Annotated in this window: 21 protein-coding genes; 6 read left to right on the forward strand and 15 right to left on the reverse strand. The window is 52.4% G+C overall.

All coding sequences use genetic code 11. The features are described from left to right. Positions 1-226 precede the first annotated feature (226 nt). Positions 227-1222, forward strand: a complete 996-nt coding sequence (locus tag HEQ50_RS00005) for a DUF916 and DUF3324 domain-containing protein (protein WP_232842631.1) — start codon at positions 227-229, stop codon at positions 1220-1222. Positions 1223-1249: 27 nt separating this feature from the next. Further along, positions 1250-1756 (forward strand): LPXTG cell wall anchor domain-containing protein, encoded by a 507-nt coding sequence (locus HEQ50_RS00010; protein WP_168898411.1) that lies wholly within the window; start codon positions 1250-1252, stop codon positions 1754-1756. A 230-nt stretch (positions 1757-1986) separates the two neighbouring features. Here the strand turns inward: HEQ50_RS00010 and HEQ50_RS00015 are convergent, their stop codons facing one another. Both HEQ50_RS00015 and HEQ50_RS00020 read right to left on the reverse strand, forming a co-directional pair. Continuing rightward, positions 1987-2136, reverse strand: coding sequence for a hypothetical protein (locus HEQ50_RS00015; protein ID WP_168898412.1), 150 nt, complete (start codon positions 2134-2136; stop codon positions 1987-1989). After that, on the reverse strand, positions 2136-2690 hold the full coding sequence (locus HEQ50_RS00020) for a hypothetical protein (RefSeq protein WP_168898413.1): 555 nt from the start codon (positions 2688-2690) through the stop codon (positions 2136-2138). Before HEQ50_RS00020 ends, HEQ50_RS00015 begins: the two co-directional genes overlap by 1 nt. Before the next feature lie 88 nt (positions 2691-2778). Here HEQ50_RS00020 and HEQ50_RS00025 point away from each other — a divergent pair, with 88 nt between their 5' ends. The 3 genes from HEQ50_RS00025 to HEQ50_RS00035 all read left to right on the forward strand — a co-directional run bounded on the left by HEQ50_RS00025 (position 2779) and on the right by HEQ50_RS00035 (position 5271). Then, positions 2779-3423 (forward strand): Crp/Fnr family transcriptional regulator, encoded by a 645-nt coding sequence (locus HEQ50_RS00025; RefSeq protein ID WP_168898414.1) that lies wholly within the window; start codon positions 2779-2781, stop codon positions 3421-3423. A 380-nt stretch (positions 3424-3803) separates the two neighbouring features. Then, positions 3804-4514 carry an ABC transporter ATP-binding protein gene (locus HEQ50_RS00030; RefSeq protein ID WP_168898415.1) on the forward strand — a complete coding sequence of 237 codons (711 nt, stop codon included), beginning with the start codon at positions 3804-3806 and terminating at the stop codon, positions 4512-4514. Further along, entirely contained in the window at positions 4507-5271 is a 765-nt protein-coding gene (locus tag HEQ50_RS00035) for an ABC transporter permease (protein WP_168898416.1), read from the forward strand. The genes HEQ50_RS00030 and HEQ50_RS00035 overlap by 8 nt, the downstream gene beginning before the upstream one ends. A gap of 29 nt (positions 5272-5300) precedes the next feature. Here the strand turns inward: HEQ50_RS00035 and HEQ50_RS00040 are convergent, their stop codons facing one another. The 7 genes from HEQ50_RS00040 to HEQ50_RS00070 form a co-directional block, all read right to left on the reverse strand. Continuing rightward, positions 5301-5558, reverse strand: coding sequence for a hypothetical protein (locus HEQ50_RS00040; RefSeq protein WP_168898417.1), 258 nt, complete (start codon positions 5556-5558; stop codon positions 5301-5303). 117 nt (positions 5559-5675) lie between these two features. Continuing rightward, complete coding sequence (locus HEQ50_RS00045) at positions 5676-7010, reverse strand: hypothetical protein (RefSeq protein WP_168898418.1); 1335 nt, start codon at positions 7008-7010, stop codon at positions 5676-5678. A 33-nt stretch (positions 7011-7043) separates the two neighbouring features. Next, a complete protein-coding gene (locus HEQ50_RS00050) occupies positions 7044-7523 on the reverse strand; it encodes a hypothetical protein (protein WP_168898419.1) in 480 nt (159 codons plus the stop codon). Between the two features lie 517 nt (positions 7524-8040). Further along, a complete protein-coding gene (locus HEQ50_RS00055; protein WP_168898420.1) occupies positions 8041-8703 on the reverse strand; it encodes an ABC transporter permease in 663 nt (220 codons plus the stop codon). Positions 8704-8705: 2 nt separating this feature from the next. Then, complete coding sequence (locus HEQ50_RS00060) at positions 8706-9635, reverse strand: osmoprotectant ABC transporter substrate-binding protein (protein WP_168898421.1); 930 nt, start codon at positions 9633-9635, stop codon at positions 8706-8708. A gap of 10 nt (positions 9636-9645) precedes the next feature. Beyond that, complete coding sequence (locus tag HEQ50_RS00065; protein ID WP_168898422.1) at positions 9646-10272, reverse strand: ABC transporter permease; 627 nt, start codon at positions 10270-10272, stop codon at positions 9646-9648. Continuing rightward, positions 10269-11474 (reverse strand): betaine/proline/choline family ABC transporter ATP-binding protein, encoded by a 1206-nt coding sequence (locus HEQ50_RS00070; protein ID WP_168898423.1) that lies wholly within the window; start codon positions 11472-11474, stop codon positions 10269-10271. The genes HEQ50_RS00065 and HEQ50_RS00070 overlap by 4 nt, the downstream gene beginning before the upstream one ends. 447 nt (positions 11475-11921) lie before the next feature. On the opposite strand from HEQ50_RS00070, the gene HEQ50_RS00075 reads away from it, so the two are divergent. Beyond that, positions 11922-12395 carry a hypothetical protein gene (locus HEQ50_RS00075; protein ID WP_168898424.1) on the forward strand — a complete coding sequence of 158 codons (474 nt, stop codon included), beginning with the start codon at positions 11922-11924 and terminating at the stop codon, positions 12393-12395. A gap of 495 nt (positions 12396-12890) precedes the next feature. On the opposite strand, the gene HEQ50_RS00080 is transcribed toward HEQ50_RS00075, so the two are convergent. The 6 genes from HEQ50_RS00080 to HEQ50_RS00105 all read right to left on the reverse strand — a co-directional run bounded on the left by HEQ50_RS00080 (position 12891) and on the right by HEQ50_RS00105 (position 21273). Then, positions 12891-14123: an MFS transporter gene (locus HEQ50_RS00080; protein WP_168898425.1), complete on the reverse strand. Its 1233-nt coding sequence runs from the start codon at positions 14121-14123 to the stop codon at positions 12891-12893. Positions 14124-14272: 149 nt separating this feature from the next. Next, positions 14273-15508: an MFS transporter gene (locus tag HEQ50_RS00085; RefSeq protein WP_168898426.1), complete on the reverse strand. Its 1236-nt coding sequence runs from the start codon at positions 15506-15508 to the stop codon at positions 14273-14275. 322 nt (positions 15509-15830) lie between these two features. Continuing rightward, positions 15831-16787 carry a Dyp-type peroxidase gene (locus HEQ50_RS00090; protein WP_168898427.1) on the reverse strand — a complete coding sequence of 319 codons (957 nt, stop codon included), beginning with the start codon at positions 16785-16787 and terminating at the stop codon, positions 15831-15833. 279 nt (positions 16788-17066) lie between these two features. Beyond that, positions 17067-18239: a MalY/PatB family protein gene (locus HEQ50_RS00095; RefSeq protein ID WP_168898428.1), complete on the reverse strand. Its 1173-nt coding sequence runs from the start codon at positions 18237-18239 to the stop codon at positions 17067-17069. Continuing rightward, on the reverse strand, positions 18239-19093 hold the full coding sequence (locus HEQ50_RS00100) for a DUF3737 family protein (protein ID WP_168898429.1): 855 nt from the start codon (positions 19091-19093) through the stop codon (positions 18239-18241). Before HEQ50_RS00100 ends, HEQ50_RS00095 begins: the two co-directional genes overlap by 1 nt. 110 nt (positions 19094-19203) lie before the next feature. Further along, entirely contained in the window at positions 19204-21273 is a 2070-nt protein-coding gene (locus HEQ50_RS00105; RefSeq protein ID WP_168898430.1) for a hypothetical protein, read from the reverse strand. Positions 21274-21283 lie beyond the last annotated feature (10 nt).

Here is a 21283-nt window from a genome sequence, read left to right on the forward strand (position 1 = left end):
AAAATGCTTAAGTTACTGAACCGCCGTATACGGAACCGTACGTACGGTGGTGTGAGAGGTCGGTAGCCGAACTAATCGGCTACCTCCTACTCGATTATGAATGTAGTATCATAAGGGTATTGCAGGAACTGCATAACTAGGGTAAGGCAGAGGTGTAAGGATGCTAGGATTTAAGCGAGTTCGGTTATTTTTGCTAATGTTTGTTGGACTTATTTGCGGAGGACTATTGACTTCAGGCGGTAGTATTAAGGCTGCGTCAAATAATGTTGGCTACAATGTTTCCGCTAAGATTCCAAGTAATCAAATTGACAAGCAGAATTCGTTTTTTGACTTGAAAATGAATTCTGGTAAGACCCAGACGCTACAAGTGAAAGTTTTTAATGCAACAAATGAGGAAATTAAGGTTAAAACGGCAATCCATACGGCTTGGACGAACTCGGCAGGGGCAATTGAGTATGTTAACCCAGCTAAGTCCTATGATCCATCGTTGCGCTACAAAATGAGTGACATCACCAAGATTCAAGGAAACAAGACGCTGACAATTCCTGCCAAGGGGACTAAGGTTGTTAGTGCAACGGTTAAGATTCCCAAGACTGATTTTACGGGCGTTATTTTGGGTAGCTGGTATTTCGAGCGTGTTGACAGTAAAGTTACGGGGACCGTTAAGGGTGCCGGTAACTTGCAGAGTCGTTACTCATACGTTATCGGAATGAAGTACACGATGAAGCAAGCAGCAAATCCATCTATGAGCTTAGGCAAAGTAGGTGCTGGTCTGAGTAACTACCATCGGGGAATTATTGCTGATATTCGGAACACGAGTGCGGTCATCATTCCCAACTTGAAGACCACCACGAAGATTACCAATCGGGATGGCGGTAAGGTTGTGCAGAACGCTAAACAAGAGAACGTTCAGATGGCACCAAACACAACGTATAGTTATCCCATGTTGTCTGGTAAGACACCATTAGCGGCGGGCCACTATCACTTACACATGGTTGTTAAGAATACTGATCATGAGTGGGTGTTCGACCGTAACTTCACGATTACTAAGGCTCAGGCTAACAAGTATAATAATAACTCCGCGGATAATAGTGGCGTTAATATTTGGCTACTAATTGCTTTGGGTGCCTTGGGTATGTTAATCTTAATTCTTCTTATCTTACTGATTATCTACCTCATTCGGCGTAAGCGGCGCAAGAATGATGAAGAGGAAGAGAAGTAAAGGCAGTCTCGGAAGGAGGCGGCGGTCATGAAAAAGATCATTAGGCAATTTGTGGCAGTGATTGCGGTGGCTCTGGGCTTAGGATTCGGAACCACGGCCTTCGCTGAGTCTACTGATAGCGGGGATACCGCCAGTACGCGAATCGGTATTACGATTGTGAATAACAATCCATCCGGTGGCGGTGGCACACCAGCAACCGATGAGACCGGTGGCGATGGTGATGGTATTGATCCTAGCACCACCGGTGGAACGGTCGTAACTGGTGGCGATGGCGATGCGATTAACACCGACATCCCCAACGGCCACAATCCGACCACTAGCGTTACCAGCAGCAACAGCCACACTAAGAAGCCAGTGGGTGCGGTAGCCAGTGTGGTTCATTCTGGCACGGCGGATCTCGTTGCTGGGCGATTGCCACAAACGGGTGAATCACAGGTATTCTTAGCCAGCGTCTTTGGGGTATTCTTGTTGATTGCCGTTGTGTTATTGGCCGTTGTTCGGCGACAAGCACGGTTACTCCGTGAAGAAAAATAAAATTGAATTGACAGGTGAAACGGTGTCGTCCAATGGATGATGCCGTTTTTTTTAGGTTTGGTTTGGACATGCCGATACTGAATATCGCCAAATAGCAAGGGGTCAAACGCGAGATCAGCGAACGCCGATTTGCCAAGTCCATCTGGCTACAGAGGTCAAAAAAAACGGAACGCTCAGTCTCGGGCAGTTCCGTTGTCGCAAGGTTTATTTAACTAAACTTCCCCAATTCGCTACTCTTTAGCTGTTAGCGCAATGACCGCTTCAACCAGCATGCCCACTGCCATGCCGTACATGGCCAGCATGTCCTGATGGAAGATCACCAGTAACAGGACCACTAGATAGAAGAGCAACGCGATGAGACGGCCGATTCTGTGCCGCACTATAGCGCCACAATCTTTCCGACGGCGATAGGCAACGTCACATGGGTGGAGTAATGCCCAACGGCACCAGCGACCGTATCCGGCAGGTCAACATCATCGGTAACCCCGTGGATGTAAATGACCCGCTTGTCCAATTCCAATTCGCTATCGTTGAAGGTTTCCTTGAACTTCGCATCGAGGGCGGCCAATGGCACGACCTTCGTGTAGGCAAAGTAGCCATTGGCGTCGGCAACGGGGTAATTGTCGTTGGGGACGTTCATCTCGTGAGGAGCGGCGTCAAAGGGGACCATGGTGGTTCCGGAAACGGCACCAGTTTCGGGTAAATCAACGAAGCCGTCGTGGTTCACGTCCTGAGCCGCGGTGGCAATCTCGGCTGGCTGGCCATCCGGGAACCCATGGAAATGTTCCCAGTGTTGTAAGTTAGCCGGGGTGTCGAACATTTCGATGTTAATGGTCAGCTGATCACCGTTGATGGTGAACAGGGCCGTGCCATGGGCGGCGGTCCCGATGGTGTCTGCGTTCAGGGGCACGATGTTTGCTTGATAGATTTTCATAGTCAAATGACCTCCTCGAATTGATGAGTCTAGTGTATAATAAAAGGCAAAATAAAAACTTGATAATTATCAAGAAAAGGAGAAAAAGATGATTCACGATCCCTTTAAATGTGTCAAAGATGCGCCAATCTTTAAAGGGTTGGCCGATGCCGATATTGCCGAATTAACCAAGATTTCCGTTCACCAGCAGGAATTCAAACGGGGCACCGTTCTCTACGATCCGACCCAGCCACTCGAACGCATGCTGATTATTGACGAGGGGCGCGTCAAGGTTTACCAACTCAACGAGAACGGCAAAGAAAAGGTCCTCTACATGTTGCGAAGTGGGGCGATTGACAGTGAAGCGGCCCTCTTTAGCCAGCGGCCGCACTTCAACTATGCCGAAGCGGTGGAAGACACCAAAATCTGTTCGATTGGGCGAGAAGACTTTCAAGCCTTACTCCATCGGGTACCGACCGTGGCGTTTAACCTGCTCAACATCTTGGGAGATCGGCTAACGGCGCTGGAGTCCGTGAGTGCACTCACCGGGAATCTCAAATCGAAGAACCGCGTGTTGACCTACCTCCAACAGATCGGGCAGGCCCAACAGGCCACGCAGTTCATGTTACCGGAAAAGAAGAAGGAACTGGCCAGCTTTCTGGGGATCACACCGGAAACGCTGAGCCGTCAGCTGAAGCAATTGGCGGCCGAGGGACTGCTGGAAATCGATGGTCGGCAGATTACGTTACATTAGAACGAGAGAATCGCTGAAATTGGTAATAATTTCGGCGATTTTTTAGTCGCTGCACAGGAAGAGACCGAATTATTCACCAACGGTTGCGAAAATTCCAGTCTGATGTTATAGTGTACTAGTAAAATATAACACTAGGAGAGACGCTTAACCGTGAAATTTGATAATAAGGTCCCGATTTATTAAGCAATTGGCTCCTAGTGTAAAAATTCTGGTCGTCCGGCAACTTCGTGACCACGGAGACGGACGATTCACGCAGTTAGAGGCGCAACTCATCATGACACAATTAGAACGAGCATACGCGCAGCTGCAGGCGTTGCATTTAACGGATGATGAAATCATCGCCAGCTTGAAACAAGTTATCGCGCAAAGGAGACAGCAGAATGACTAACGTCCTAGCAATTCAAAACGTTGGGTACAAACATAATTTTAAGACAATTTTACACGATGTCGATCTGACCCTCGCGACCGGTAAAATCGTGGGCATCTTAGGCGAAAACGGTGCCGGAAAGACCACCTTAATGCGACTGATCACCGGTAGTGCCAAGGGAACGGGCACCATCGCTGTGTGTGGGGACACGCAACCGGCCCATCATCGCAGTCACGTGAGCTTTACCGAGCAATTGCGTGGCTTTAGTGCCAACACGCGAGTCGAACAGGTAGCGAGCTTCTATCGGACGGTGTATCCCGACTTTGACGGTATGCGTTTCGAAGAATTGGTTACATTTCTACAGATCGACACGAGCCTGAAGCTGGCCGCCCTGTCGAAGGGGATGAAGGAAAAAGTCATCATCGCCCTGACGTTGGCGCGACAGGTCAACTTGTATCTGTTAGACGAACCCTTCAGTGGGATTGACAGCATGAGTCGCAAGCGCATTATCAGCAGTATCATCAAATGGAAACCAGACGACGCAACCATGGTCATCAGTGATCATTACGTTTCCGAGATCGCCCCCATTCTGGATGAGATTGTGGTGGTTAAGGATCAAACGGTGGCCGTCCATCAAGCAAGTGACGCCGTGCGCGAGGAATTTGGCCTGGGTATCGAGGCCTACTACGAGAGCCTGTACGAGGAGGGTGTCCAGCATGACTAGTTTCGGTGCATTATTTAAAGTGATGGGACGCCAACGCTTCCGTCTAATGAACTGGACAATCTTAGGAGAGTTGGCCGTGATTACCGGCACGCTGTTGTGGCGGTTTGCCGCCACGGGCATCCAGGGCGGTGACACCTTCTGGACGGTACTGGCTTGGTCGGTTCTGGCCTTTACCGTCGCCTTTATTCTCTTAGCGGTCCAAACGGAACGGGTCTACACGCGCGATACTTACCGGCTCTTGCCGCTGGGCGAAACGAAACTCTACTTAACGGACCTGTTGGCCTCATTCGTCATGTTTATCTACTTTGGCGTGATTCAGGTTGTCTTCTACCTAGTGGCCGAAATGCTCGACCATCACTACCTGGCGACGTGGTTGCGGAATATCAGCGGACCAGCCTATACGACTCAGCAGGCGCTTAAGGTGTTGATAGGCCTGACCGTCATGGGAATCGTTCTGGTTATCCTGGGCTGGACCACGGTGTCATTCGTCCATCTGGTCGTCAGTAGCACCAACAATTTTCTACCCGCGACGCGACGGCGATTGGTGAACGTGGTGCTCTACATCGTAATGATCTGCTTAGTCGTCTGGATCACCGGGTATCTGCTCGACGGCGTCAACCACGTGGGGCAACTGCTTGCGGGGCATGAGGGAGCCGATTTTTTGGTGAATGTCGTTGGTTTCTTAGTCGTGGCGGCGATTGAGGCCGGGCTAAACATTGTGTTGCTCAAGAAATGGGTCGAAACAATCGCCAATTAAACTGTTCAAAGGAATAAATACCAGGTGGTCTACCGTAATTGTCGGGTAGGCCGCCTGTTTTTGCGATTGGGGGCGGGTACAGTCTGGGTAGGAAGGCCCATGACCGCCCAAAAGAAGAGGCTACCCAGTAAGAATTGGCCGGAAGTTCCGAGCCAGCCCGCCATATTCAGGTCAAACATGGCCAATAACCAACCAGCAAATTTAAAGCAGAGAAATAAGCCTAACCAGTGGTAAATGAGGGGCAGACGGTGAATCTCAGCGGCGATGACGTGAACTTTTGCTTTCATGGGGTGAGACGTCCTCCAAGTTTAAGGTTGTTAGCCAACGATACCAAAGCAGGCCATAGAAGTAAATTAAGTCGCACTATAAATTAATTTATATCCGAACTAAAAAAGCCAGTCGCGTTAGACTGGCTTTTTTGCTACTTTAGACTGTGATGAGCGGATATTGCCAACGGAGAGAAACAACGAAATCAGAACGAGTGGCCAGCTTAACCCATAGAAGTACAGGTTGAAATCGCCCATATCACTGGGTTTAAAGAAATTGAGGATGGAGAGCTTAGTCACAGCACTAAGGGTAACGAGCAAGCCAAACATAAGCAGTTGACAGAGCAGACCCCCGTACGTTGAGAACCGGTATTTGTGGATAATGGCACTATCACTGTCAATGCTATCCAGCGTGTAGAGGGTCTCGTTAATCGTGGGATTATCGTACCCTACATACAGGGTTATCAGTAGTAGTCCCAGCAGGTAGCTCCCGACCCAGGGGACCAGTAGCAGAACCTGGCCGACCATCAGGCTGATCAGGCTAGCCTTACGCGCGCGTTTTCCCAGGCGACTGAAGACCGGGTGCCCCGTTTCGAACCCTAGTAGGTAGACGGCAAAGACGGCGTACATGCCCGTCGCGCCTAAATAAAAGTAGGCGAAAAAACTGTTGAAGAGCAGCACGAGACTGACCAGAAAGCCCCGATTCAGGAGGCGCATCTTGTAGTTGGGGAGGACGTGCCAGTCCGCCACCAATTCAACGATGAGAATGATGAGAGCAACCCCAATGATACTCAGGATAAGCCAACTGGGGATGTTGACGCTGGCCTTACGCAGGGTGGTGAGTACCGCGATAACGGCGAAGAAGATGAGCGATAACCCCCAGCGCCAGGTCTGCGAGAGACCGTGAATCTGGCGCGGTGTTTCTCGGTAAAAGTCACTGGTAAAGTTGTTGAGGAGTAGCCCGCCAGGAAGGGCCACAAGATAGAGCAGGCCCAGCAGCGTGAAGGTTAAGGTGTAGTTGAACTTGGCCAGAACGTCTGCGCCGACAATTAAGCCTAGACCGGCAAAGATCAACCAGTAGATCCGTTTCATTTTAAAAGTCGCCATGTGGGTCAAGTGGAGCTTGACCGTCAGGAAGTACGGCCAAATGGTGGCCGCGCTATAGCCCCACAACAGACTGCCAATGATGAGCCAACCTAAATTGGCGGTTACCGCAAAGAGCAGGCTCCCAACCGCCCCCAGCGTCAGGCTGAGAATGAGGTAGGTGCTGGACTTGAGGTTCAGCCGCTTGGTGTAGAAGATGCTGGCGGCCCGTGAGATGTAGAAGGCCACTAGCGCCAGCAGGTACGTCTCACTTTGGGTCTGCTGCCACTTGGCCAGAATCAACACGTAGGGCAGGATGATTCCAATATTTGCAAGAAAGTTAAGCGTTCCGACGGAGAAGTCGATGGCGCCTTGATGAAGTTGTTTCACGAAGAGAGCTCCCTTTTAGTTAGAGTTGTGGAGTTAAAGGTCTTTAAACCCGTTGCCGCACATGTTACCCCACCACAAGCCAGTAGCCATGGCGGCATAGTCGCTGCCGCCACCACCGCCAGTACCGAAGAAGCGATGGCGTGGCTTACGCATTGGGCCATATCCCGGCACACAGGCGGCCGCAATAATGGCCCGGGTCCACCGGATATCTTCAGCGATGGACTTGCCAAATTTATCTTGGTCGCGATACATCGCCTTTAGAATATCGTCGTAGGTGTACATGGGACTGTCCCGAAAGTAAAATGGCTTAAAATGGTCGCGATCGGCGGGCTTGAGTTGCCACGTCGCGCCCATCTCCCCAATGAGGAGCAACCGATCATAATCAATCGTCAGCTTATCACGTGTATCCTGACTATGATATATCGTCGACAAGCCAGCGTAATCATAGGGGTTAACATAGGTTACACCGTATTGTTCAATGTAGAGTGGATTTAACAACGCTTCCTGTGCCATGACGGCATCCCTTCTTTCAGCTCAAGTATACCAAATTTCTGCGAAATGGTCGGCCTCTAGGTTTCCGACCGACCCAAAAGGACCGACAGCGAACTGCCGGCCCTTTTTGGTCTTATATATGCTTTGTGAAGTCTGCCTTACCAGCCGCTTGCGGCTAAAATTGTTGGTATCAGCCAAGACTAACTTGAATCAAATTGGTTGTGTACCGCAGTGGCTTAGAGTAGCTGTAAGTGAGCCAAATTTGGGCTGGAACTTTGGAACGCTGACATGGTGGCTCCGACGACTTCTGTGTGGTTGATTAAAGTACGGTCGCGTAGCCGTAGGGGGCCAGGGATGAAGCCAGCCGTGAAAGCGAAGTTAGCTGGTGTTTTTCAGCCAGCTTACGTCACTGGACGCTCTTGGAGACTCGCGGTCTTTGCGTGGCTTCAAGGCGAGGCAAGAGACCGCTCTATGGCTCTTGCCGGTCCTCACAGCAGGCGTAATCCCTGGCAACCGTAGGCGAAGCTGACCATAACGGTTAGTTTTCCGAAGACGTCTTGGGGGTCAAGCGCTTTTCGATGAAGGAGAGCACCAAATCGGTGATGATCGCCATCAACGCCGTGGGCAGTGCCCCGGCCAAGATGATGGCACCCCCATTGGTTGCGTTGGTCCCGCGGACGATGATGTCGCCCAGACCGCCGGACCCGATGAAGGACCCAATAACGGTGATCCCAATCCCCAGAACCAGGGCGTTTCGAATTCCGGCGATAATCACGGATAGCGATAGCGGAATCCGAATGGTCTTCATGATTTGAAAACGGGTCATCCCCATACCTTTACCGGCATCCAACACGTCTTGGTCCACACTCAGCATCCCCGTGTAGGTGTTCTTCACGATGGGAAGTAGGGAATAGAGGAAGACAGTGGCGATGACGGTGTTTTGGCCTAGTCCCAAACCTAACATCAGGATGGACAGCATGGCCAGTGAGGGGATCGTTTGAATCACGTTGGCAATCCCGATGATGAGTGGGGAGAGCTTACGATTCTGTGAGATCCAGATCCCAATCGGAATCCCTACGATGGCCCCGAACAAGACACCATAGATGGAAACGAGGAATGTCTGGTTAAATTGACTGAGGACGTACATCCCGTTATGTGAGAAGTAATACATTAACTGACTGAATAAGCCCATGTCTTTCATGCCTAGTTCCCCCCTTCAAAGTAATGGTGTTGTTTCAGAAAGTCATTGGCCACGGTTTGTGGTTCTTCCAACTGGTCATCGACCTTGTAGTTTAGATCTTGCATGGTCTTCAGTGAAATCTTGCCGACCAACCGGTTCAAGACGCCCTTGAGTTCAGGGTGCTTCTTCAAGATGGCATCGGTGGCGACGGGACTCCCATCGTATGGTGGGAAGAAGTTCCGGTTATCCTTTAACAGGGTCAGATCGTAGCTTCCGACTCGGCCGTCGGTGGAGTAACCAAGGATGGCGTCCATCTTCCCGGCGGCTAGGGCATCGTAGAGTAAACCGACCTGCATCGGGTAGACCGTGCCAAAGCTAAAGCCGTAGTCCTTTTGGAAGGCAGGATAGCCGTCACCCTGACGGTTTTGCCAGATTTGGTCAATCCCGACGCGCATGTTCGGTGCTAATTTCTTCAAATCGCTAACGGTCTTCAGGTGATGTTTCTTGGCGTAGCTCTTCTTGACCATCCAAGCGTAGGTATCGGCGAACCCGTAAGACTTAAAGTAAGTCATGTGGTACCGATCCTTGAATTCCTTGACGACGGTATTGTTCACCTTGGCCGGGTCCCGTTCGAATTTTTCGTTCAGAATCGTGGTCAGGTCGGTCCCGTTGAACCGAATCGATGAAATGTCAGCGTTGTCGTTCTTTAAGGCGTTAAAGCTGACATTTCCGGAACCGAGGTTATTCACAATGGTAGAGTCGAGGTCGGTGTAGTGGCTGATCATGCCTTGAATCATGTAGGCCATGATCTGCTGCTCGGTGGTGTTTTGTGAAGCGATCCGGACAGTGTTGTTGCCAGACCCACTCAGACCGGGTAGACTACAGCCCCCGAGGGGTAAGAGTACGATGACTAACAGAAGTCCGGCTAGCCATTGACGTAAATGTTTTCGCATGACGGACCTCCTATCGTAATTGCCGTGGTGTCACGGTGTTTTCTAATTTACCTAACAAATAATCGACGACTAGGGCCAGTAAAATAACGGGAATCGAGCCACCCAAAATTAAGTCGGAGCGGTAGAGGTTCAAGCCGTTAAAAATAAAGTCACCCAAACCACCGGCACCAATGTAGGACGCCAGTGTGGCCCACGCGATAACGTAGGTCGCCGACAGTCGAATTCCGGACATGATGACCGGGGCGGCTAGCGGAATTTCGGCGCGCATCATGGATTGCCACCAGGTCATCCCCATCCCCTTAGCCGCATCACGCACTGTGGGGGAGACGCCCTCCATGCCAAGATAGGTGTTTCGTAGGATGGGCAGGAGTGAGTAGATGAACAGCGCCACAATGGCTGGTGTCGACCCAATCCCAAAGATCGGAATCATCATGGCCAGTAATGCCATGGCGGGGATGGTTTGCAGAACCCCGGCTAACGTGATGATGGCATTGGCGCCGCGTTTCATCCGCGTCAAAAGGATACCTAAAGGTACCGCCACAATGATCCCTAAGAGCAGGGCGGCCGCAGAAATATAGAGATGTTGGCCGGTCTTATCGATCAGCTGCATCCCGTAAACTTGTAAGAAGTGAATCATTGTGGTGATTCGCCCCCTTCATGAGTGGCGGCAGCGTGAATGTCCGCGTTGATTGGCGATGCTGGTTCTTCGTCGCTGGCCGGTGCGCCACGCAAGGCATCGTAAACAATGTCAACCAATGCGGTTCTCGTGACGATACCAACCAAGTGTTTCTTGGCATCGACAACGGGAACGTTTTTAACCCCCTGTTTTAGAATCCGGTCAACGGTATCCCCAATGAGGGCGTTGGCCTGAACGTAGAAGACCTCATGGTTGGTGAACCGGCTGACTGGCGTCGTGGCATCGGTGATTCGGTTAATGTCGTCTAAATCAACGTAGCCTTGGAGCACACCGTCCGCGTCCGTGACCAGCAGCGTATCAACCCGCCGGTCATGCATCAGGTCAATGGCGTCATCCAGCGTCTTATCGGGCGTGATGGCGGCTGGGTTCTTCAACATGATCTGACTAACGGAAAGAATGTTGGGTTGGGCTCTGATCAGCCGTTCCTCACCGATTAAGTTGGTGACGAATTCGTTGGCCGGGTGCCGGAGAATATTTTCGGGAGTGTCGACCTGAACCTGTTTGCCGTGACTCATGATGACCACGCGCGTCGAGAGGTGGAGGGCTTCATCCATATCATGGGTGACGAAGATAAAGGTCTTGCCCAGATCCTCTTGTAAATGTTTAACCAAGTCCTGGAGCGATTCCCGGGTGATGGGGTCCAACGCCCCAAAGGGTTCATCCATCAGAATGATTTCTTGATCGGCAGCGAGGGCCCGAACGACCCCGATCCGCTGCTGCTGCCCACCCGAGAGTTCACCGGGGTAACGTTTCAGCATTTCTTCTGGCAATTGCGCCAAGTTGATCATTTTTTTAGCCTGTTCCGCCCGTTTTTCTTTGGACCAGCCGAGCAGCTTCGGCACGATTTCAATATTTTCTTGGATCGTCATATGCGGCATTAGCCCGATATTTTGAATCACGTAGCCAATGGAACGCCGGAGCTTGACGGGGTCCATCTTGGAAATATCCTTGCCATCAATCTTGATGGTTCCTGAAGTCTGGTGCAACATGCGATTGATCATCCGCATCGTCGTCGTTTTACCCGAGCCAGACGTTCCGATGAAGGAAATAAATTCTCCGCGGTCGACTTCTAAGTTGAAATCGTCAACGGCGACTTTACCATTAGGATATTCTTTACGTAGATGTTCCATTGAAAGTAGCATAGATTGACCTCCTGTGTAATGATGTCACACTTCTGGAAAAACGCCAGAAATATAAAAGAACGATCGGCATGCCAAATTGGCACACGTGACGTGAAGCAACTTGGATTCCGGTCGTATTTGGTTAGGTGAGCACTTATGAATAATGTTATTGTACACGAGTCTCATGAGTTTTCCAAAAGAAAACCGTTGCCAGTGTTGATAATGTCCAGGTGTGAAACAGCTTACCGCCCCGTTAAAACACCGGTTTAGCGCTGTTTGCCTTTTTTTCGGCCCTCCACCAATTAAAGCATAACATACCTAAAGTAGTTTTTGATAAGAAACGGCTTATTGATAGAGGAGAAAAGGGAACAATCGCAGCTCATTTTTTTGGTAAAAAGGGCTTGCCTTCGACCTACTCTAACCTCGTATAATCTAGATTATCAGTTAAAGTGAAAGGGAGTTACGAACTTGAAAAAAATCCTAGTTGCCGGTCCATTAGACCTGACCAGTCAGGCGTTTGTCCGCCAACTTCATGATAATCCAACGCTCAGTTTAACGGTTTATACCCCTAGTGAAGTGGCGTTGCCTGCAGGCGTTGTTGGTTTCACGGGAGAAACGATGGACGAAGGCGGCCTGAGTGCCGCCATGCTGGACCAAGACTTGGTCATCGCCTTGGCCCCCACCATTCACCTGACCGAAATCGTCAAGACGATTGTGACGGCGGCCCAAGCCGTGGCCGTTCCCCAGGTGATGGTGAGCCGTACCGATGATATCGATGACTTGCCAAGAGAGGTGCGGGCGGCCCGCCAATTATTGTTGGTAGCGGGGATGACCACAGATCTGGTCGAAGGCTTCGGCAGTCTCAGCGCGCTCCTCGGCCTCGACGTGGTGCCAACACCGATGGCGGTCGATCCCCTATTCGACGCCCGCTTCGCTGGTTAATGCCAGTTTAAAATTCGCCTCCGGCTGCCAGGGATTCTGCCTGCTGTGGGACCGGTAAAAGCCACAGTGCGGTCTTTTACCTCGGTTTGGAGCCGTAGACCACGTCTCCAAACACGTCCAGTGACGTAACCTGACTCAGAAACGTCAGCTAACGTCACGCGCACGGCCGGCGTCATTCCTGGCCTCCTGCGGCTACAAATGAATGGTAACTGGGGAAAGCGTTGGGTCAATCATCTGGTTGTCACGCCAATGACAACTGGCATGGATGTGGGTGGTCAACGCGCTGTCGTAGCCGTGAGAGAGCCAAATCTGGGCTCAGCCGGGGCATTCATGGCTGGCGGTCTGCCAGTCGTGAATGGGCGACTTGAAAACGCCGGTGTGTGGCGGTTTCAAGCGAGGGACAAGACCGCTCTATGGCTTGTCCCGTCCTTCTCCAGCGTTCCAGCCCAGACTTTGGCGAACGGTAAGGCGACCAGCCTAGTCCGTGTTGCCCAACTACTCAGCCGTTGGCGATGGCTGATGACGGATCTCGGGGGCAAACCACCAGAGCAGCGCGAGGTTGATGAGCATGAGGAGTGCCGTTGAGAAGAAGACGGCGTTGTAATTGAAGATCCCAGCCAACCACCCCCCCAGCAAGGCCCCCAGCATGTTACCGATCGATTGAAACGATTGGTTCCAGCTGAAGACGGTTGAGGTCAGCGTAACCGGCGTGTTTTTCGTCAGCAACGTCTGAATCTCGGGGAATAACGCCCCGTCGGAGATGCCGATCATGAAGCGTAGAATCCCCAACATCCAAACACTGGTGACGAAACCTTGTGGGAAGTACATGATGGTGGCGAAGATGTAGCCGAAGAGAAGCACGCGTCCCGAGCCATGATGATCACCGTAGCGGCCCAGTCGTGGCGCCGCAATAATATTGGAAATTCCAGGAAGCGCGGCCAGAATTCCGGCGACCACGGTAATCGGGCCCACGTTGTGCATGAGCTCTTTGACGTACAGGCTGATGATCGGTGAGATCGATGTATTGCCGAATTGCACGAACATGGTTGAGCACAATAGAATAATGATTAATTTTAAATTGGGAACGGCTGCCAGCCGGTTAGGCCGTTTGACCGCTTTTGATTGCCGGGGAACCGGTTTGAAGTTCTCCTTGACCAGCACCCAGCTGAGCACAAACGTAATCAGAAGCAGGCTGGCGGTCACGAAGAAGGTCATACGGATGGAAAAGATCTGGGCCAAGACCCCACCGATGATCGGACCGAGCAGATTGCCGCTGGTTCCGCCGGTCGTGAGGGTACCCAGCGCCGCCCCAGAATATTTCCGCGGTGTCTGGGCCGCAATCAGGGCCTGCGCGTTGGGAATGTAGCCGGCGAAGACCCCTTGTAAGGAGCGCAGGGCGACCAGCTGCCAGACGTTGGTGGCGAGCCCCATGAGGCCCATCGCCACGGCGATCCCCAACGAGGTACGCAGGAGCATGAGCTTGCGGCCCTTGCGATCGGCGACCATGCCCCACAACGGCGCGGCGATGGCGCCAACAAAAAAATCAGCGGCATAGACTAAGCCACTGTACATGGTCACTTGCGCCTTGGTATAGTTCCCCAAACCACTCACATATAACGATAGGAAGGGCATGATCTCGCTAAACGCCATGCCCACGATAAACGAACAGAACCACAGAATGTGGAGGTTCCGCCGCCAGAGTGTGTTATCCTCCTCGGCTTCATCCACGATGGGTCAACTCCTTAGCCATAAAAAAATTGCTGATATTGTCATAAACATACCGCGCAAACCGCGAAACGTCAATGATAATCAGCAATTTTTTTGCGCTCGCACGAGTCAACCGGAAGACCCAGTTGGGCTGCGGGCAATCGATGAGGTTAGTCGTTGGCAACCTGAATCTGTGGCTTCCGAATTTCTGGAATCAGCCACCAGACCAGCGCCAGGTTGATCAGCATGAGCAGTGCCGTGGAGATGAAGACGGCGTTGTAGTTAAAGATTCCGGCGATCCAACCACCGAGTAACGATCCCAACATGTTGCCAATCGACTGGAAGGATTGGTTCCAACTGAAGACGGTTGAGGTCAGTTCAACCGGGGAATTCTTGGTCAGGAGCGTCTGAATTTCGGGGAAGAGGGCGCCATCGGAAATACCGATCATGAACCGTAAAATCCCGAGCATCCACACGCTGGTGACAAAGCCTTGGGGCAGATACATGACGGTGGCGAAGATGTAACCAAAGAGGAGGACCTTTCCGGAACCGTGGTGGTCACCGTAACGGCCTAAGCGTGGCGCCGCAATAATGTTGGAGACCCCGGGAAGCGCGGCGATAATGCCGGCAACCACGGTGATGGGGCCTACGTTGTGCATCAATTCCTTCACGTACAGACTGATGATGGGAGAAATTGAGATATTACCGAATTGAACAATCAACGTGGAGCACAAGAGGACCAGAATTAATTTGGGATTTGGAAATGCGGCCAACGGATTGTGGCTACGTTTAACACCGGGCTGATGAACGACCGGCTTAAACTGTTCTTCGACGAAGATCCAACTCAAGAAGAAGGTCAGTAGCAACAGGCCCGCCGTGATGAAGAAGGTAAAGCGGATCGTGAAGACCTGCGCGAGCACCCCGCCGATGACGGGTCCCAGCAACATCCCGCTGGTGACACCGGTCATAAGGGTACTGAGCGAGGCACCGGAATGTTTACGCGGCGTCTGCGAGGCAACTAGGGCCTGGGCGTTTGAAATAAAGCCTGCGAACACCCCTTGTAGGGCCCGCAACGCGACCAATTGCCAGACGCTGGTCGCAAAGCCCATCAGGCCCATTGCCACGGCCATCCCCAGTGAGGAACGGAGTAACATGAGCTTACGGCCCTTGCGATCGGCGACCATGCCCCAGAGTGGGGAAGCAATCGCGCTGACGAAGAAGTCCGCGGCGTAGACGAGTCCACTATACATGGTGACCTGTGACTTGGTGTAATTCCCTAAACTACTAATATATAACGATAAAAACGGCATGATTTCACTGAATGCCATGCCGGCAACGAACGTACAGAACCAGAGAACATGGAGATTACGACGCCACGGTCCCCGTTCTCTTTCGGCTTCGTCCAAAGTGAGTCAACTCCTTAGGGTCTAGATTGATTGGTGAGATTACCCAAAGTAACGCAAACCAATCGACATTAAATTCTTAGTTGCAACCCCACTAAGATACCCTCATAACGGCGAAAGGTCAACGGAGGCGACTTATTTGTATGCGCTCGCAATCGTTTAACACCGTCCCTCATCGTCATTTTTTTAATATTTCTAATAGATTTGTCAGTCGGCCAAAACGCACCCACCGTACGCTATATAGAGGCGGGTTAGCTATAGTTGCTTGGAGACGCAAATAGCCTGGGATGGTTGTCCCAGGCCGTTTGCATACGCGTCTTCGAGCTTACTCTACGGGAAACAATTCGCCCGCCGTGATGCGTTCCAGCATCAGCCGTGACGGAATGAAAAAGACGTTGCCCGTAATCGGGGTGCTGAAGTCCAGCAGGCGATCACTTTTGGTAAACATGTTTTCCAGCATGCGTTGGGTCACCGTGAAGTGGCGGGCGTAGCCAATGAAGTAAGTTCCGACGATGCCCGCGCTAGGATTGCCGTAGGGCACATTCATGCGGACAATCTTGTGTTCGATGCCGTTCGCGTTGTCTTGGGAAGCGATGTTGTGCGCATTGGGTAATTTTTCGTCATCCGCTAACTCCTGGTCGGTAAACTTATGCCGGCCGATCGCCTGCTCTTGGCCTTCGGTTTTCAGGGCATTCCAGGCGTCCATGTTATGCGTGTATTTTTGCGCGAAGGCGTAGGAACCGTTCACAAATTCGGGATCTTCGTCGCCGATCAGGGCGTATTGGGTGGCGTCGTTGCTGGCCGGGTTCTCGGTACCATCGACAAAGCCAATGATGGCGCGGCCTTCAAAGTAGCGAAATCCCTGCGTCTCGTCAACGACCGTCGTCCAGTTACGAAGAAACTCGCGGGCCTGGGCCATAACCTCGTAGACCACGGCCTGTTCTTTAGCGCGAACGTGCATGAACAGGTCGCCGGGCGTCGCGGGAGCGGTGTAGCGCGGTCCCTTGATGGGTGTGAAATCAACGAGTTCTTTGGGTTGACTCGCGGTTGGAAATAGCAGGCGCCAGGCCGTTGCGCCGAAGCCGAAGGCCACCTTGAGATTGGCATCCGGGTAACGAATGGCCATACTCCGCTCGATAGCGGCCAGACGGTCCGTAAACTCGGCCAGTGCGCGGCGATCCGCGTCAATATCGGTACGATCAATCAAGTAAGTGGTGAATTGGATGTTGTCACCGGCATCGCGGTAAACGTCCTGAGCGGCTGCGGGATTCATCATCGTCATGGTAGGTTCCTCCTTATGATTTAGTGGGACATCATTACCACTAGTATAGCAAGCCACTCGTAAAAGTTTGGCGGCGGTGCTCATGAGCGACAAAAAAGTTATGTGGCTTGCAAAACGTGGCCGGCTAGCCGAAACACCACAAGTTAAGGGGAACGCCGAAAAAGCCTGAGCGGGTTCGCTCAGGCTTTTGGTAACTTCATCAATTGGTTGAAACGTGGGCCAACAGGCCATCGGTTCTGTTTAAAACGGCTTACTATTTCTGAGCCTACACGCTGATGATCACGATTTAGCGGCTTGAAAATCCTTGACGCCAGTCACGAGCCGGTCCAGACCATCCTGTAGACGTTCCGCTGGGCAGGCCACATTGATCCGGACAAAGTCATGACCGTCACCGCCGTAGACGGCCCCAGCCGAGATAAAGAGGCCGGTGTTCTTTCGAATGAAGGCACACAGCGCCGTCGTGTCGGTGGTCACCGTCGTGCAGTCGATCCACACCAGGTAGGTAGCGTGACCGGAGATGACGTGTAGCTGGGGTAGCTTCTTTGCGATAAGCGTGGTCAGTGCCTGCTTGTTAGCGGTCACTTGGGCGTTCATCTCGTGAACCCATTCCGCCCCGGTCGTGTAGGCCGCGATACTGCCCTCGATGGCAAAGGCGTTGGGTTCGGCCAATTCGTCGGTATTGATGCCGCGATCAACACTATTACGGAGGTTTTCGTTCGGGATAATCAGCGTAGCCGCATGAAGCGCCGCCACGTTAAAGGTCTTGCTAGGAGAAACCGCCGTGATACTGTTGTTGGCGCAGATATCACTGGCTGAAGCGAAGGGGGTGTAGCCGTAACCCGTTTCGGTGATATCGCCGTGAATCTCGTCGGCAAAGACGACCACGTGGTTGTGAGCCGCCAGTTCGCCGATGTGGGTTAACTCTTCCGGCGTCCAAATCTTGCCCACGGGATTGTGAGGGTTACAGAGAATCATCATGGTGGTCAGCGGGTCGGCCATCTTGGCCGCGAGATCGTCCCAGTCGATGGTGTATTCGCCATCGTGATACTGTAAATCGCTAGAAAGGACGTGGCGACCGTTGTTGACGATTGAATTATAGAAGATATTGTAGACCGGTGCCTGGACTAAGACGTTGTCACCAATGTGGCTGACCCGCCGAACGGCCGAGGAAATGGCAGGCACCACGCCGGTCACAAAGCGCATCCAATCGGTATTGGGCGCCCAGTCATGTTCCGTAGCGTACCAGTGTTGGACGGCTTCAAAGTAGGCCTGGGGAACTTCTTCGTAACCGAAGATGCCCGTGTCGGCCTTACGTTTGATCGCATCCACAATCCCGGGTGCGGTTCGAAAGTCCATATCTGCCACCCACATGGGCAGCTCGTTTGCGGCAACGTCCCATTTTACGGAATTGGTGTGTCGCCGATTAATCATTTCTGAAAAGTTATAGCGCATTATGCAGAAGCCTCCTGAGTCGTCGTGATGATCGTCTGCCGGGCATCGATCGCCGGATCGTCAAAGATGACCTTGCCGATCGCCGGTGCTGTAATTCTACCATTAATGGGGTTCTTCACGCTATCAATCGCCGTGTTGATCGTGGCGTCGATATCGGAACAGTACTCGAAGGATAAGTCGGTGTTGATGAGTGAACAGTTCTTCATCGTCAAATGGTCGACGTAACAGAGCCCCTGATCGCTTTCCAACCAACAGTTGACGAAGGTAATGTTCTTGGTATTCCAGGACAGGTATTCGCCAATAATGGTGGAGTCGTAGATCGTCACGTTGTCGCAGTTCCAGAAGGCGTCGTGGGTAATAAACGTGGAGTTGTGGACCTCGACGTTCTTACTGCCATCGAAAGCGTAATTGCCGTTAATCTTCAGGTTGTGCGCCACCACGTTCTCGCTGTTCATTCCGAAGTAGTCACCCGTGGCGGTCACGTTATCGAGGGTGATGTCCTTGCACCACCACAGGGTTTCGCCCGCATTGGCAAAGGTTACATCATCCAAGTGAATACCTTGTGCGTGACGAAAGGTCTTGGTGGCGCGGACCATGCTATGCGTCATCGTTAAATCATGAGTGTACCAGATGCCGGCGTGGGCGTCCGGTTGCCATGTGGTGTGCGTCAATGTGGCGTGATTGGTGTACCACAACGGGTATTTCCACTTGAAAATGGTGTGGTCGATGGCGACGTTTTGGCTGTGCTTGAGGGGAGATTCCCCGTCAACGAAGGTACTGTTTGTAATGTGGAGGTCGTGGCCTTGAAATAAGGCCCGTTCTCCGGTTAAGGTTTGTTGGTTAATTTCTTTCAAGTTTTTAACTCCTTTGTTGCGCTTAGGTCAATGAATTCGGGCTAAATTTCCCTATGATTCCATTCTAGTACCTTAGAGCGACTCGAAGGCAAGTTATTTGGTGAAAAACTTTAAATTCGCCGACGGTACCAGTAGAAGCGATCGATCAAAACGAGTCCACCCAACCAGATGGCGCCGATGAGTAACCAGAACTTATTCGGGGTCAGGGTTGGGCCATAGCTGTGCTGGTCAACGACAAAGCGGAGATACTGGTGCGGATGCGTCGTGAGTGGTTGTGGCAACAAGGCGTAATTGGCTGGGGCCGTGACTAACTTTTGCGGTTGTTGGCCGGTGGCCGTGATGGTCAGACGGTAGTGACCGGCGGCAAGTAACGGCAGCCGTTGATCCAGGGACAAGTCCGCCCCACGGGTTTCCCAAATACGCTTTCCCTGACCGTCTGTGAGCGTCAAACGCCCCGTAAAGGCTTCACCGTTGTTGATGAGAAGGTGATCAAAGGGTAATGGCGCGGTAAACGGTTGCGTAATGGCCTGGTGATTGGTCAATTTGAGACGATGATTCTGATAGTAGCGGCCCTCATTTTGACTAATCACGCTGATTGGGTGCGCGCGGGGCTGGGTCGTGAGGCCGTAATTTTGCCACGCACCGAGACTCAAGGCGAGCGTGAACGCCACGGCGAACCCCAGGGGAAGCCACCGCGACCGGTACGACCATTGAAGGAGATTGAGCGGTTGCCGGTATCCCGCGGCGGTGCCAGCGATTAACAGGGGAAGCAAGGGGAGCGCGTAACGCTCCTCGGTTTCCCAGAAGATGACGTGAAAACAGATCAAACCGATGATGAAGACGCCACCGAGTAGGTATGCGGCACTTAATTTACGGCGGCGAATCTGTTGGAGGCCCCAGCCACAATTCACAATCAGCAACGCGAGATAGTTGATCTGGCACCAATTGGCCAGTAGCCAGTCGGTGGTGCTGCGGTGTTGGCGATACCAAGTGGGCGTGCGGTCAAAGGCTGGCGAGATTTGAAAACTATCAAAGGTCCCCGTGGCAAGAAATAGACGGGCCTTGCGATAAAGGTGTTTGACGACACCCACGGGTCCCAGTCGTTGGAGATAACCTTGAAAGTTGGCTTTCGCCTGTCGCTGCTTGGCTGTGGCCGTGGGCAGTTTAATGATTTGGCTGGCATCGGCCCGGTTGTACTCCCCGTAATAGTCGGGATTCCAGCTCATGGCAATCCAGCTGATGGCGGGAAGCGTGCGGTTGGGTTGCGTTTGGTAACCGGCCGCCCGTTCCCCGGCATGGGTCAGTAGCGTGCCGCCCAATAGGAGCGCCAGGAGCAGGAGGGTAAGGCCGCTACGTGTGATCAGGGGATGCGTGGCGGCATTTGGCAGGAGCCACAGGATCAGAAGGACGGCGATGATGAGGACGATAAAGTTGGCCTTTAAAAGGTAGGTCAATGTCAGGAGTATCCCCAGTACGAGGGCTCGCGGTAGCCGTTGTTGCCAGGTGGTCGCGTGCAGGAGGCCCCGCACCAAAACGACGGTGATCAAGCCAGCGGGCAACACGTAGGTGTCGCTGTACGTGTTGAGCGCATAGGCATAGAGTGGCACCGTGCCAATGATGATGGTTAAAAACAGATGACCACGGGCGGGATTACGCCGTCGAATCGCCCACCAAGCGGTAATCAGGCCAACGTCGAGCCACGCAAATTGGACCAGGTTAAGCCAGGTACCGGTATTGTTGCCCATGAGGAATTGGCCAGCCTTGAGCAGGCCACTCAATAGTAGGGTCAGGGTCACGTTATTGGGATAAGTGTAGAAGTAGGCGGCCCAATGGTGACTCCCTTGGAGCAGGCTGAGGGCCTGTTGGTGAACAAAGTAAAGGTCGGCGCGCGGGGCACTTACCCAGTGGTAGGCCACGTAGAGCTGAATCAGCAGGAGCCCCGCCCAGAGTCCCCCGGTCAGTAACCGGTGCTGGAGAGTGGACAGACGGTGAAACCAGCGAAAGGAAAGGCCAATGCCCCCCAAGTACACGCCGGCCCCCAGGATAATGACCACGGGTGATAGCCAATCGTGATCGACCCGAAAGGTAATTGGATTCAGGCCGGCCAATAGACCAGTGGCGAGAAACGTTAAACTGATGAGGCCACAAAGACCAATGGCCAGACGCTTTCGAATCGACATGCGGGCGCCT

Origin of the sequence: Lactobacillus sp. HBUAS51381, from assembly GCF_012641095.1 — a bacterium.
Taxonomy (GTDB): domain Bacteria; phylum Bacillota; class Bacilli; order Lactobacillales; family Lactobacillaceae; genus Levilactobacillus.